At 64.7% G+C, this 13654-nt stretch carries 12 protein-coding genes; 7 read left to right on the top strand and 5 right to left on the bottom strand.

Translation table 11 applies throughout. From position 1 onward, the window contains the following. Positions 1-17: 17 nt before the first annotated feature. The gene (locus tag DW352_RS16095; protein ID WP_115692292.1) at positions 18-719 is read right to left on the bottom strand and encodes a response regulator transcription factor; all 702 of its coding nucleotides are present in this window, start codon (positions 717-719) and stop codon (positions 18-20) included. Positions 720-967: 248 nt separating this feature from the next. Between DW352_RS16095 and DW352_RS16090 the strand changes: the two genes are divergently transcribed. Next, positions 968-1732: a HugZ family pyridoxamine 5'-phosphate oxidase gene (locus DW352_RS16090; RefSeq protein ID WP_115694440.1), complete on the top strand. Its 765-nt coding sequence runs from the start codon at positions 968-970 to the stop codon at positions 1730-1732. A gap of 15 nt (positions 1733-1747) precedes the next feature. Here the strand turns inward: DW352_RS16090 and DW352_RS16085 are convergent, their stop codons facing one another. After that, positions 1748-2644, bottom strand: coding sequence for a LysR family transcriptional regulator (locus tag DW352_RS16085; RefSeq protein WP_115692291.1), 897 nt, complete (start codon positions 2642-2644; stop codon positions 1748-1750). A gap of 94 nt (positions 2645-2738) precedes the next feature. On the opposite strand from DW352_RS16085, the gene DW352_RS16080 reads away from it, so the two are divergent. The 4 genes from DW352_RS16080 to DW352_RS16065 all read left to right on the top strand — a co-directional run bounded on the left by DW352_RS16080 (position 2739) and on the right by DW352_RS16065 (position 7918). Further along, positions 2739-3833, top strand: coding sequence for a 4-oxalomesaconate tautomerase (locus DW352_RS16080; RefSeq protein WP_115692290.1), 1095 nt, complete (start codon positions 2739-2741; stop codon positions 3831-3833). 31 nt (positions 3834-3864) lie between these two features. Further along, positions 3865-4842 carry a Bug family tripartite tricarboxylate transporter substrate binding protein gene (locus DW352_RS16075; RefSeq protein ID WP_115692289.1) on the top strand — a complete coding sequence of 326 codons (978 nt, stop codon included), beginning with the start codon at positions 3865-3867 and terminating at the stop codon, positions 4840-4842. A 66-nt stretch (positions 4843-4908) separates the two neighbouring features. Continuing rightward, complete coding sequence (locus tag DW352_RS16070) at positions 4909-5931, top strand: alpha/beta hydrolase (RefSeq protein ID WP_115692288.1); 1023 nt, start codon at positions 4909-4911, stop codon at positions 5929-5931. A gap of 364 nt (positions 5932-6295) precedes the next feature. After that, positions 6296-7918, top strand: coding sequence for a phosphoenolpyruvate carboxykinase (locus tag DW352_RS16065; protein WP_115692287.1), 1623 nt, complete (start codon positions 6296-6298; stop codon positions 7916-7918). 103 nt (positions 7919-8021) lie between these two features. On the opposite strand, the gene DW352_RS16060 is transcribed toward DW352_RS16065, so the two are convergent. Then, positions 8022-9380: a Spy/CpxP family protein refolding chaperone gene (locus tag DW352_RS16060; protein ID WP_162827001.1), complete on the bottom strand. Its 1359-nt coding sequence runs from the start codon at positions 9378-9380 to the stop codon at positions 8022-8024. 414 nt (positions 9381-9794) lie between these two features. On the opposite strand from DW352_RS16060, the gene DW352_RS16055 reads away from it, so the two are divergent. After that, complete coding sequence (locus DW352_RS16055; protein WP_115692285.1) at positions 9795-10793, top strand: aldo/keto reductase; 999 nt, start codon at positions 9795-9797, stop codon at positions 10791-10793. 85 nt (positions 10794-10878) lie between these two features. Here the strand turns inward: DW352_RS16055 and DW352_RS16050 are convergent, their stop codons facing one another. Continuing rightward, a complete protein-coding gene (locus DW352_RS16050; RefSeq protein ID WP_245434135.1) occupies positions 10879-12069 on the bottom strand; it encodes a lytic murein transglycosylase in 1191 nt (396 codons plus the stop codon). 237 nt (positions 12070-12306) lie between these two features. On the opposite strand from DW352_RS16050, the gene DW352_RS16045 reads away from it, so the two are divergent. Next, on the top strand, positions 12307-12795 hold the full coding sequence (locus tag DW352_RS16045) for a hypothetical protein (RefSeq protein ID WP_245434133.1): 489 nt from the start codon (positions 12307-12309) through the stop codon (positions 12793-12795). A 4-nt stretch (positions 12796-12799) separates the two neighbouring features. Here DW352_RS16045 and DW352_RS16040 read toward each other — a convergent pair whose 3' ends face one another. After that, on the bottom strand, positions 12800-13549 hold the full coding sequence (locus DW352_RS16040) for a DUF2865 domain-containing protein (protein WP_115692283.1): 750 nt from the start codon (positions 13547-13549) through the stop codon (positions 12800-12802). Between the last annotated feature and the right edge of the window lie 105 nt (positions 13550-13654).

Raw genomic sequence — 13654 nt, 5'->3', positions numbered from 1 at the left:
GACGAACGGTCACCGGCTCAGGCTTCCTTGAAGCGGTAGCCGACGCCGTAAAGCGTCTCGATCATTTCGAAGTCGTCGTCCACGACCTTGAACTTCTTGCGCAGCCGCTTGATGTGGCTGTCGATGGTGCGATCGTCGACATAGACCTGATCGTCGTACGCGGCGTCCATCAGGGCGTTGCGGCTTTTCACCACGCCCGGGCGCGTGGCGAGCGCCTGCAGGATCAGGAATTCGGTGACGGTGAGCGTCACCGGTTCATTCTTCCAGGTGCAGGTGTGGCGCTCGGGATCCATGCGGAGCAGACCGCGTTCGAGCACCTTGGCGGAATCGACTTCCTTGACCGGCTGGCCGTCTTTCGGCGTCGTGCGGCGAAGGACCGCCTTCACGCGCTCGACGAGGAGCCGCTGCGAGAACGGTTTGCGGATGAAGTCGTCGGCGCCCATCTTGAGGCCGAACAGCTCATCAATCTCCTCGTCCTTGGAGGTGAGGAAGATCACTGGGATGTCGGTCTTCTGGCGCAGACGGCGGAGGGTCTCCATGCCATCCATGCGCGGCATCTTGATGTCGAGGATGGCAAGGTCCGGCGGCGAGGTCTTGAAGCCATCGAGCGCGCTGGCGCCATCGGTGTACGTCATGATGCGATAGCCTTCGGACTCGAGAGCCATCGACACCGAAGTCAGGATGTTGCGGTCATCGTCGACGAGAGCGATTGTCGGCATGAGCCCCTCTGAAAAAGCCTCTAGAAGTGCCTATCGGCGTGACGTCCCAGCCGCGTTTGAGCCCACAAACGGGGGCTGAAATGTGACCTCTTTGCAACAACTATGTGATTCCTGAGCCGATGCAAGGCCGGCCGGGCAAAAGATTGCTCGTCCTGACAAAGTGTTAACCTTCGTTAATGTCCACCGAAGGCCCCAGGAAGCCGCTCATGACGCCCGACGACGACGCCCCCCAGCCGCTGCCCGGCACGATGCCGGGGCGCACGCCGGAGGGCGCGCCGCAGCCCGCCGACTTCAAGCCGCGCGACGTGGCCAAGACCCTGCTGCGCACCGTCCGCACCGCGACCTTGGCAACCCTCGACCGCAACGGCGGCTATCCCTTCGCCTCGCTGACCAATGTCGCGACCGACATCGACGGCGCGCCGCTGATCCTGGTGTCACGTCTCGCCACCCACACCGCCAATCTCGAGCGGGACGGTCGCGCCTCGCTGCTGCTCGCCGACACCGGCAAGGGCGACGCGCTGGCGCATCCGCGGCTGACGGTATTGGGAACCTTCGCGCCGGTCCCGCGCGATCACGCCGACGAGCCGCGTCTGCGACGGCGGTTCCTGGCGCGCCACCCGAAGGCGGAGCTTTACGCCGGCTTCGCCGACTTCTCGTTCTGGCGCATGCGGGCGATGTCGGCGCATCTCAACGGCGGCTTCGCACGCGCGGCCGATCTCACAGCCGCTGACATCTTGACCGACATCGGCGATGCCCAGCCGCTGATCGAGGCGGAAGCCGATGCCGTCGCGCACATGAACGCCGATCATGCCGAAGCGTTGGCGCTCTATGCCACACGGCTCCTCGGCGCGCCGGACGGCGCGTGGCGTTGCGTCGGGATCGATCCCGACGGCATCGATCTGCACTTCGGTCAGACCACGCTTCGCTTGGCGTTTCCACAGCGTGTGACGGCGCCCGGCGCCTTGCGCGGCGTGCTCAAGCAACTGGCGGAAGCCGCCCGCGCGGCGCGCTAAAGGCGCGCCGCTGTTTCACATACGCCAGCTTTCAAGCAGCATGGTGCGGAAGCGCTGTGCGGCAGGCGACAGCCGCGTGCCGCGCCGCTCGACAATGCCGATGGTGCGCTTCACTTCCGGATGGGTGATCGCCTTGGTGACGATGGTGGCGTGATTGTTCGGCGGCGTCGCCAATTTGGGCAGAACCGACAGGCCAAGGCCGCGCTCGACCATGCCGAGCGACGTCGTCAGATGGTTGACCTCATAGAAGAAGTTGAGGCGCACCTTGGTGCCGGCGAGCGCGGCGTCGAGGATCGTACGGTTGCCGCTGTTGCGGCTGACCCCGATCAGCAGATGGCCTTCGAGATCCTTCCAGGTCAGGCGCCGGCGCTTGGCAAGCGGATGATCGCGCCGGCAAGCGAGCACGAACGGGTCGTCGGCAAGGCGCGTGAAGTTCAAATCCGGATGGGAGTTGCCCATGAAGTTGATGCCGAACTCGACCTCGCCGCGCGCGACGCTTTCCAGCGCTTCGTTGGCCGATAAATCGAAGATGCGAAAACGGATGCGCGGGAACTGCGCGTTGAAACGCTCGATCGCGCGCGGCAGGAAATAGAAGGCCGCCGTCGGCACGCAGGCCAAGGTGATCTGGCCCGATTGTCGATCGCCCACGCCGGTCAAGGCGAGCAATGACTCCTCGAATTCGTCGAGCAGGCGCCGCGCCAGCGGTTCGAGCGAACGGCCGACCGTGGTCGCGGCGACATGGCGTGTGGTGCGTTCGAGAACGGGAGCGCCGATCGCCTGTTCGAACGATTGGATGCGGCGCGACAGCGCCGGTTGCGACAGATTCAGCGCCTCCGCGGCTTTGTGAAAACCGCCGGTATCGAGCACGGTGAGGAAGGCTCGCAGATCGAGCAGATCGAAATTGATGCGCATTGGCTATCAATAGCGCAAATCTTTGCATTTCACCAATCCGTGCCGGTGCCGGTATCCCAGCCTGCAACGAAGTCGTCCGGGGCCGCGCGCGCTTATGCGTCAGCAAATCAAGATTCCATGCACGCTGATGCGCGGCGGCACCTCGCGAGGGCCGTTTTTCCGCGCGTCCGACCTGCCGCAGGATCGTGACGAGCGCGACGCGATCCTGCTGTCCGCGATGGGATCGGGCCATGAGTTGCAGATCGATGGCATCGGCGGCGGCCATCCGTTGACCAGCAAGGTCGCGATTGTCGGGCCTCCGACCAAAGCGGGCGCCGACGTCGATTATCTCTTCGCGCAGGTCAACGTGCGTGACCGAGTCGTCGATACATCGCCGAACTGCGGCAACATGCTCGCGGCGGTGGGGCCCTTCGCCATCGACACAGGGCTGGTGCGTGCGGCGTCGGACGTGACGCAGGTGCGCATTCACAACGTCAATACCGGCAAGCTCATCGAAGCGTGTGTCGAAACGCCGGGCGGTGAGGTGATCTACGATGGCGATGCCAGGATCGACGGCGTGCCCGGTCGGGCGGCGCCTATTCGCCTGCGTTTCCTGAATGCCGCCGGCGCCAAGACCGGCAAGCTTTTTCCGACGGGCGCGGTCGTCGATATGATCGACGGCATCGAGGTGACCTGCATCGATGCGGCCATGCCGCTGATGATCGTGCGGGCGCGGGATCTCGGCAAAACCGGCTGGGAGCAGCCATCGGCGCTCAACGAGGATCGCGCCTTTCTGCAGCGTCTGGAGACGCTCCGTCTCGAAGCCGGACGGCGCATGGGTTTTCCCAACGTTGCCGAACTTGTCATTCCCAAGCCGGTGCTCCTCGCGCCGGCGCAGAACGGCGGCGCTTTCTCGGCGCGCTATTTCATGCCGCACAGCTGCCACACCGCGCTGGCGATCACCGGCGCGGTCGGACTGGCCACCGCCTGCACGCAGAGCGGCACGGTAGCGCGCGCTTTCGCCGGTGAGGTGAGATCTCCGGCGTCGCTCTCGATCGAACACCCGCTCGGCAGTCTCGAGGTTCGCCTGGAGGCGGCGGGCGAGCAAAACGAACCGGTGGTGTCCGTTCTTAGAACCGCACGCCGTCTATTCGAAGGAGCTGTGTACGTCCGTGATCCGCGGGCCGATGTCCGCTCGCAAATCAGCTAACGAAGATCAAAAAGCTAAGAAGGGAAACGCCATGTCGTCTATCGATCGCCGTCATTTCTGTGCCGCGCTGGCCACCGCGCTTGTATTGCCGCGCACCGCATGGGCGCAAACGTATCCAACGCGGGCGATCCGGCTTGTCGTGCCGTATGCGGCCGGCGGCGGCACGGACGCCATCGCGCGTATCGTGGCGCAGAAGGTCGGGGAACGGCTTGGCCAGACGATCGTCGTCGAGAATATCGGCACGGCCGGCGGCAATGTCGCGACCATGACCGTGGCGTCGGCGACACCCGACGGCTACACGATGCTGATGGCCAATCAGGGGCCGATGGCGGTCAATCCGCATCTCTTCAAGTCGCTGAAGGTCGATACGCTGAAGGCTTTCGACCCGATCACTTTGGTCGCCTCGGCGCCGCTTGTCGTCGTGGTGCCGGAAGCGTCGCCTTGCAAGACGTTGAAGGATCTTGTCGCGGAAGCGAAGAAGGCGCCCGGCAAGTTGAACTACGGCTCGGCCGGTAACGGTTCGGCCAGTCATCTGGCGACGGTGCTGCTCAACCTGACCGCCAAAATCGATACGGTGCACCTTGCCTATCGCGGCGCGGGGCCGGCGATCGTCGATCTGCTCGGCAACCGGACGCAGTTCATGGTGACGACGATTCCCTCGGTCACCGGCCTGCTGACGTCGCACAAGCTGCGGCCGCTCGCCGTTACCGGCAAGACGCGCACGCCGCTGATGAAGGACGTGCCGACCGTGGCGGAGAGCGGTTATCCGGATTACGACGCCAGCGCCTGGTACGGCTTCGTCGTGCCGCACGAGACGCCGGCCGATGTCGTCAACATCCTGCACAAAGCGACCGTCGAAGCGCTGAGCGACGAAACCGTGCGCGAACGGCTGGCGACCGACGGCGCGGTTCCCGTGGGCAACAGCGCGCAGGAGTTCGGCGCCTTCATCAAGGCCGAGTCCGCACGTTGGAAGAAGGTTATCGCCGCCGCCAACATCAGCGTCGATTGATTCTGCAACGATCTCTGCAAGTCGGCCGCGGTGCGCGGCCTCAACAAGAAACCTGGGAGTGAAACTATGCGCAGATTCCTGCTGGCCGCCGTGCTGGCTGCCGCCGCCACGCCGGCCTTTGCCGACGAGCCGATCGTCCTGAGAGGAATGGGATCGTTCCACGTCGGCGGGCGCGTGGTGGAAGTTTCCGGCAAGCCGGTCAAGGAGGTCGTCTTCAGCCCCGGTGGCGTGCCGGCCAAGCTCGACCCGAACGGGCTTTATCAGGTCGAAGGGATGTACGCGCAGTATTTCCTGCCGCAGAACCGCAAGGGCAAATACCCGCTGCTGATGTGGCACGGCGGCGGACTGACCGGCGTGACCTACGAGACCACGCCGGACGGCCGTGAAGGCTGGCTCAATATGTTCGTCCGCAAGGGCTGGGACGTCTATGTGTCGGACGCGGTCGAGCGCGGCCGCTCCGGCTTCGCCTCGCCGGACATATGGCAGGGTCAGCCGAACTTCCTGACCAAGGCGGGTCCCTTCGAGCGGTTCCGCATCGGCGACGGACCGGGCTCATGGAACGCGGATCCGGCGAAGATGAAGGTGTTGCCGGGGAACCAGTTCCCGGTCGAGGCCTACGATAACTTCATGAAGCAGAATGTGCCGCGCTGGACCACCACCGACACGGCGATCATCGCCGCCTATACCGCCCTGGTCGACAAGGTCTGTCCTTGCGTGCTGCTCGTTCACAGCCAGGCCGGTGGTTTCGGCTTCAAGGTCGCGCAAGCGCGGCCCGACAAGATCAAGGGCATCGTCGCGGTCGAACCCGCGGTGGCGGGCGACAAGGCGCAGGCCGCCAATCTCAAGAATATCCCGACGCTGGTGGTTTACGGCGACTACATCGCGACCGACAGCCGCTGGCCGAAGATGCGGCAAATTGGCCTCGACTACGCCGATGCCGTGCGTGCGGCGGGCGGTAAGGTTGATGTGGTGAACTTGCCCGACGTCGGCATCAAGGGAAATTCCCACATGCTGATGATGGACAAGAACAACAAGGCGGTCGCCGATCTGATCGGCGACTGGCTCGCCCGTCAGGGGTTGACGGAGTGACCATGGCCCCGCCGCATGTTCGGCAGTGAACATGGTGTGGGCACGCTGACGCGCGTTTTATCGCAACGCACAATGGATTGGGCGCCGGCTATCGGCGTCCAATCCTCACTTCGTTAACGCCGCTGATATCTAAGACATCAAACGCAGCCTTCCGTACCGCCCGCACCGCCGATCCATTGATGCAGCGCAAAGCTCGCTAGCGCGGATGCATGGCTTTTGCCTTGGCTTCCAGGGCTTTCGTGACTATGGTCGCGCCCTTCGGAACAGACGGCTATGCTTTTTTCTTATCTATAGCCGGATTCTAGCGTGAGCAGTCGGTGAGGGGTATGCCGCCTTGCGGCCCGGCTGAGTTTGGGAGGATAGCGTGCAAGAGACTGGTGTACGGAACGCGGCGTACGGTGCCGATAAATTCGGCTTCAAAAAACTGGCCGGTGTGAACTGGAATCTGACCGAGGCGCCGCTGTACGAGCACGCCATCCGCAACGGCGAGGCGTCGATTGTCGCCGGCGGCGCGCTGTGCGCCGAGACCGGCCATCACACGGGCCGCTCGCCGAAGGATAAGCACACGGTCGAAGACGATCTCACGCGCGACGTTCTATGGTGGGACGGCAACCGCAAGATGTCGAAGGAGAACTTCGACACTATGCTCGCCGACTTCATCAAGCATGTCGAAGGCAAGACGCTGTTCGCGCAGGATCTCTATGGCGGCGCCGATCATACGCACCGCATCAAGGTCCGCGTCTTCACCGAATACGCTTGGCACTCGCTGTTCATCCGTCAGCTCCTCATCCGCCCGGAGCTCAAGGAACTCGGCGGCTTCGTGCCCGAGATGACCATTATCGATCTGCCGTCGTTCAAGCCGGACGCGAAGCGCCATGGCGGCCGCGAAGGCTCCGACACGATGGTGGCGATCGACTTCACCCGCAAGATCGTTTTGATCTGCGGCTCGTCCTACGCGGGCGAAATGAAGAAGTCGGTGTTCACCACGCTCAACTTCTATCTGCCGGCCAAGAACGTTGTGCCGATGCACTGCTCCGCCAACGTCAGCAAGGACGGCAGCGAGAGCGCGTTGTTCTTCGGCCTTTCCGGCACCGGCAAGACGACCTTGTCGGCCGACCCGAACCGTATCCTCATCGGCGACGATGAAACCGGCTGGGGCCCGGACGGCATCTTCAACTTCGAAGGCGGCTGCTACGCCAAGACCATCAAGCTCAGCCAGGAAGCCGAGCCGATGATCTGGGATGCGACCAACCGCTTCGGCTGCGTACTCGAGAACGTCGTGTTCGATCCGACGACGCGCGTGCCCGACTATGACGACGGCTCGAAGACCGAGAACACCCGATCGGCCTATCCGCTCGACTTTATTCCGAACGCGTCGCGCACCGGTCGCGCCAGCCATCCGAAGAACATCATCTTCCTGACGGCGGACGCTTACGGCGTCATGCCGCCGGTCGCCAAGCTCACGCCCGAGCAGGCGATGTACCACTTCCTGTCCGGCTACACCGCGAAGGTCGCGGGCACCGAGAAGGGCCTTGTCGGCGTGCAGCCGGAGTTCTCGACCTGCTTCGGCGCGCCGTTTCTGCCGCGGCATCCGTCGGTCTATGCCGACCTGCTGAAGGACTACATCAACAAGCACAACGTCGACGTCTGGCTGGTGAACTCGGGCTGGACCGGCGGCAAGTACGGCGAAGGCCGCCGTATGCCGATCAAGGCGACGCGCACGTTGGTCACCGCCGCTCTCAACGGCTCGCTCAAGAATGCCGATTTCCGCACCGATCCGTATTTCGGCTTCGCCGTGCCGACGTCGGTGCCGGGCGTCGAGCCGCATCTCTTGAATCCGATCAAGACCTGGAAGGACAAGTCGGAGTTCGACAAGACCGCGCGTGCGCTGGTCGAGATGTTCCAGAAGAACTTCGCCAAGTTCGAGAGCCACGTCACCGCCGACATCAAGGCGGCGGCGCCGGAAGTGCGTATCGCGGCGGAGTGAGAAAGAGCTGTCATCGCCCGCGAAAGCGGTTCGATGGCGGCGGCGAGTAAAGAAAAGGCGGCCTTTGCGGGCCGCCTTTTTTATCGGTGCTAGGCCGCGTCGTTCACTTGCTCTGCGCCAAGATGCGGCCGATGCGGTTGAAGCGCGCCTTCTGCTCGTTCGTTAGCGAGCCGTAGAACGAGGCGAGCGCCGGCTTCACGGTGTTGGCGGCATCGATCATCGCGGTGAGACGCTTCTCCATCATCTCCAACCGTCCCGGCGGCGTCAGGGGGATTTCGTCGGGACATGCCGCCTGCAGGATGGCGACAGCCCTGGTCGTCGCGTCCTGCAGGCTGTTGAGGCCGGCCATCTGCGCATCGGTCGGCTTCACGGCGTCTTCGATTTTTTCGATCGGCAGGTTGGAGAGGCCTTCCTTGGGCTGCTTGCAGCTTTGCGCGTCCTGCGCCTGCTTGGCCTCGTCATTGACCGGCTTGCGCGCGTCCTTGGGGCCGAGCTCGTTGAAGCGCTCCTTCTGCTCGTCGCTGAGGGCGTCGTAGAAGGTCGCCAATGGCGGCCGCACCGTCTGCACCGCCTGCAACGTCGCCTGCAAGCGCAACGTCATCGCCTCCACCCGCCCAACCGGCGTCAGCGGGAATGCATCGTTCGGAGGACACGACGCTTTGAATGCCGCGCTGGCATCTTGTCCCGCCTTCTTCACCGCCGCGAGCAAGTGTATCTGGTCGTTGTTCAGACCGACCTTCTTTTCGATATCGGCGAACGGCCAGGCGGTGATGCCGGTGCCGGGATCCCTGCAGAGCTCCTGCACAGTAGCGTAGCGCGGAGCCGTTGGTGCCGGGCGTTCGACGCCGGGCGCGTAAGCATATTCCTCCGGCGGGCCTTCCTCGCCCCAGAACACGCCATCGAGGAAGTCATCATAGGCATAAGCCCAATAGCCGTGGTCATAGCCGTCCGGCCAGAAGGTGTAGTCGAAGATGTCGGAGTAGGCGTAAGGCCAGAACACCGGCCCGTACCACGGTACGAAAGCTGCGCGCAGACCGCGGTGCCAAGCGCGGCGTGGCGCCACATAGGCCGCCCGCACCGGTCGGATATTGCCACCGCCCATGAACGGCGCGGCGAAGCGGCCCTGCCGCGCAGCCTGCGCCGCGATGCGCGGCTGGCCGTTCCGGCGTGGCGCTGATGTGACGTTCGGTCGAATGGCGGCCTGACCTTGGATGGGCGTTCCTTGCGGACGGAGCCGCTGTTGCGCGCGTTGCTCACGCGCGCGTTGAAACTCCTGGCGTCGCACGGCGCGCTGCGCGGCCGGCAGCCGGCGCAATGCGCGGTTCTCCTGCTGCCTGCGGGCGCGCTCCTGCCGTTGCACCTGACGCGTCGTGGTCGCGCTTGGCCGCGCCATCTGCCGGGCCGGCTGCTGCCGGCGCACGGTGCGGTTGATGTGTGGCGCCTGCGGGGAGCGCGCCATCATCGCCGGACGCTGGAAGCGCGGCTGTGGCGCGCGAACGACCGGGGCCGGTCGGGGGGCGACGCTCCGGACGGCCGGCGGCGGCGCGTGCACCGCAGGCGGCCGCATGGCAGGCGGTGCCGCCGGCCGTGGCGCGGCGTGGGCAGGCGCCCCCCTCGGCGGCCCTTTCGCTCGTTGAACGCCCGGCGCTTGCGCGGCGGCGTCAAAGGGCAGGGCCGCCACCAAGACAAGTGCCGCCAGCAGTGCAGGCCATTGCATTCGTGCGGTCATAGCCGCCTCCCTCCGATACCGGCGTCGGATCGCTGCTTTGCTGAATCAACGATCGAGGGGCGGGCGACCGGCGGCGCAGTCATATGCTTGTGATCAAATGTCGGTTTTTTGTCAGTCCAGAGTCGGCAAGCGCCTTGAGATTCCGCAATGCACACCGTTGCCTTCGGCCAGAATGGCGAGAAACTTCCTGCCGCTGGACTGGGCTGCATGGGCATGTCCGGTGGCTACGGTCCCGCCAACGATGCCGAAAGCATCGCCACCATCCATGCCGCGCTCGACGCCGGTCTGCGGTTGATCGACACCGGCGATTTCTACGGCATGGGCCACAATGAAATGCTGGTCGGCGAAGCCCTGCGCGGGGGCCGTCGGCACCGGGCTTTCCTGTCGGTGAAGTTCGGCGCGCTGTGGGGGCCGGATGGCGTGCCGGTCGGCTACGATCTGCGGCCGGCCGCAGTGAAGAACTTCCTCACTTACAGCCTGCGCCGGCTGCGCACCGATTATGTCGATCTCTACCAACCGGCGCGCTACGACCGCTCGGTGCCGATCGAGGATACGCTCGGCGCCATCTTCGATCTCAAGACCGCCGGCTATGTGCGCCACATCGGTCTGTCGGAAGTGTCCGGCCGGACGCTGCGCCGCGTTTCGCAGATCTATCCGATCTCCGCGTTGCAGATCGAATACTCGCTGCTCAGCCGCGGCATCGAAGCCGAAGTGCTGCCGGCGGTGCGCGAACTCGATATCCCGGTGGTCGCCTATGGCGTGCTGTCGCGCGGTCTCATCAGTCACGCGACGCTCACCAACGATGTCATCATGGGCGAGGAGCGGGCGCGCATGCCGCGCTTCTCACCGCGCAATTTCCTGCGCAACCGGTCGCTGATCGAAGCGCTGGGCGCTATCGCGCGCGAGCGCGGCATCAGCATTCCGCAGCTCGCCTTCGCCTGGCTGCGCTCACGCGGCGACGACATCGTGCCGCTCATCGGCGCGCGCCGCCGCGAGCAGCTCGCGGAGGCTCTCAAAGGCCTCGAGACCGTGCTGACGGCGGAAGAGCTTGGTGCCATCGAGCAGGCCGTGCCGCACGACGCCGTTGCCGGCCAGCGCTACAGCGCGCAGGCGATGCGGCACCTCGACAGCGAAGTGCACGGCTAGCGTACGTTTCGTTTAGATGGAACGAGCCTATCTCCGTTCGCGGGAGTGAACGGAGGAGGAGCCCGTCAACTTAAGTCCATCCGCACTAACGGCTGGCCGACGCGCGCAGCTTTTGCAGCAGTTCGGTCGTGGGATAGGAGTCGGCGGGCAGACCGACCTTCAACTGCGCGCGTTTGATCGCGGCACGGGTCTTGGCGCCGACTTTGCCGTCCGGCTCGCCGATGTCCTCGCCCATGCGCAGCAGGATGCGCTGCAGTTCCGAAACGTCGTTCGGCTGCATCACCTCGATGTCCGGATCGCCGCGATGGACCGGCGGCGCACCGGCAAGGCGCGTCGCGAAGTAGGCGACCGTGGTCACGTAGACCATCGAGTTGTTCCAGCCTTGCAGCACCTGGAAGTTCTCGTAGGCGAGGAAGGCCGGGCCCTTGCGGCCCATCGGCAGCAGCAGCGACGCCTTCATCGCATCGGCCGGCAGCGCGCCGTAGGCCGGCTTCACGCCCCAAGCCTTCCACTGCGAGACCGGCAGCTGGATCGTCAGGTCGGCCTGATCCCAAGGCAGGTCCTTGGTCAGACGCACTTCCTGCAGCCACGGCTCGCCCCGCTTCCAGCCGAGGTTCTTCAGGAAGTTGGCGGCGGAGGCGACGGTGTCCGGCGTGCTCTTGACCAGGTTGCGCTTGCCGTCGCCGTCGTAGTCGAGCGCGTTCTTGTAATAGTCGGAAGCGGTGAACTGCATGGCGCCGAGCTCGCCGGCCCAATCGCCGCCCATCATCTCGTCGACCGTCAGATCGCCGCGCTGAACGATGCGCAGCGCGTCCATGAGCTGCGGCCGGAAGTAGTCCGGCCGGCGGCAGTCATAGGCGAGCGTGGCCAATGCGCCGAAGACGTTGCTGTTGCCGGTGTTGGTGCCGAAGTCGCTCTCCAGCCCCCAGAATGCGGTCAGGATCGGCGCCGGCACGCCGAACTCTTTCTCCACTTTGGCGAACAATGCCGCATGCGAACTGATTTGCGCCTGGCCGCGTTGCAGGCGCGACGCGGGGATCAGACGGTCCGAGAATTTGAGGAAGGACTGATTGAAGACACCCTGGGCGCGATCGCGGTGGACGATGCGCTGCTCGAACTTCATGTAGGGCGAGGCGGCGGCGAGCACTTGGGGCTTGATGCCGTTCGCCAGGGCTTCTTTCTTGAAGTCCTCAAGCCAGCGATCGAAGCTCACATCGCTCTGACAGGTGACCGCCAGCGCCTGGGCCGACAGCATCATACCGAGGGAAAGGCTCACGAGTCTCAGTGCCGTCCGGGCCGTCCTGCGCATCGATTGAGGTCCGCTTTTCAAGGATTCAGGGGCGAATGTGCCCGATGGCCGGGCAGGGTCAAGGTTGATCGCAGATAAGCGTTAAAAGCCATTCCTGGCCGCAATTCTTGGGCAAAAAATGTCCGTGACGGCATGTCGCATGTGCTAGTCGATCTGCCGACACGCACTGGAATGTCCCGTGTTGCCGCTGTTTTCCCGTCGAGCATGACCCGCATCTCTTCGTCCTTCGATACCGACACGGCCGACAATCGCGCCCGGTTCTGGCTGCTCCTGGCGGTGCAGACCGTTTCGGTGCTTCTGCTGCTGTGGTCGGCGACGCCGATCTACCGGACCATCCTCGCGGCGCCCGGCCAGAAATTGTCGGGCATACCCGGGTCGCCCACGGTCATCATCCTGTCGCTGGTGGCCTTTCACGGCGCCTATTGGTACCGGCTGACGCGCGTGCCGATGGTGATCGGACGGCACGGCATGCTGCTGAGCCATCTCGTGGCATTTTCAGGCCGGTTGAGCTTTATCTTCGGCGGGGCGCTGTTCGCGCTCGTCATCTACCGGCATCTGCCGGACCTGGATCAGGCCGTCGACCCCCTCCAGTTCATCGGCCGCCTGCTCGCGATGCTCGCGATCCAATTTTCGCTGTTCTGTTATACGCTAGAGCTCGAGCGCGTCGGCGCCGCGATGCGGCCGGCGGGGTGAACGATCACCGTCCCAGTTGCGCGCTGCGGCTATTGCTCGCCGACGGGATCGACGACACGACATCCGGCGGCGCGCCGGGGTTGGGCTGCATCAGTTTCAGGCTGGAGAGCATCTCGCGATAGCTCTTGGAGAAGCCGCTATAGGACTGCACAGGCGTGAAGTCGGCGGACTTGTTCTTGCCGCCGGTGTAGGCCACGAGGCCGGTGCGATTCACCACAACGTCGCCGGGCTTCAGCGTCGGATCTTCGGCGGCCTTGATATGCGCGAGTCCGTAAGCGTCGCGGCCATTGCAGGTGCAACCCTGCACCATCTTCTGGCGATAGAGGAACGCGTTGTCGAGATCGGCGTAGCGGCTGCCGTCGCGCGCCGTAGCGTAATCGATGTTGCTGCCCGAATAGATCTTGGTTTCGGCGGCAGGACAGAAGGCGTGGCACATCTCGGCCGCGCTGACATTGCCGGCCGCCTGCACCGGGAAATAACGTCCGTCGCAGGTGCGCACGCAGAAGCCGCGCGATGGCCCGCTCGCCTCGCGCTGCGCTGGCGGCGAGTCGGCCGCGCGCGCATAGCTGTTGTAGGGATCGCTGTAGCTCGAACGCGACATCGCCGGTCGCTCTATGGCGCGGCGCAGGCCGCCGAAGAGAGTCTCGAAAAGGCCCTGGGCCGCAGCCGTGTCGGGGACTGCGAATGCCGTTATCGTCGTGGCGAGCACGCCAGCCGACAGGCCGAACAACGCTTTCCGCAACCGCGCACGCATCGCAAGCCCCGCTTCGCTCCCGGCCACGCACCCCACTGCGAGCCGCCCGGATCAACGTCCGGATGGGCGGAAAGTTGCGACGCTCGACGCAAGGCGAAGCCACAC

Origin of the sequence: Pseudolabrys taiwanensis, assembly GCF_003367395.1 — a bacterium.
GTDB classification, from domain to species: Bacteria; Pseudomonadota; Alphaproteobacteria; order Rhizobiales; family Xanthobacteraceae; genus Pseudolabrys; species Pseudolabrys taiwanensis.
The sequence above is the reverse complement of the archived record's forward strand: the minus strand, read 5'-3'. Positions and strand labels throughout refer to the sequence as shown.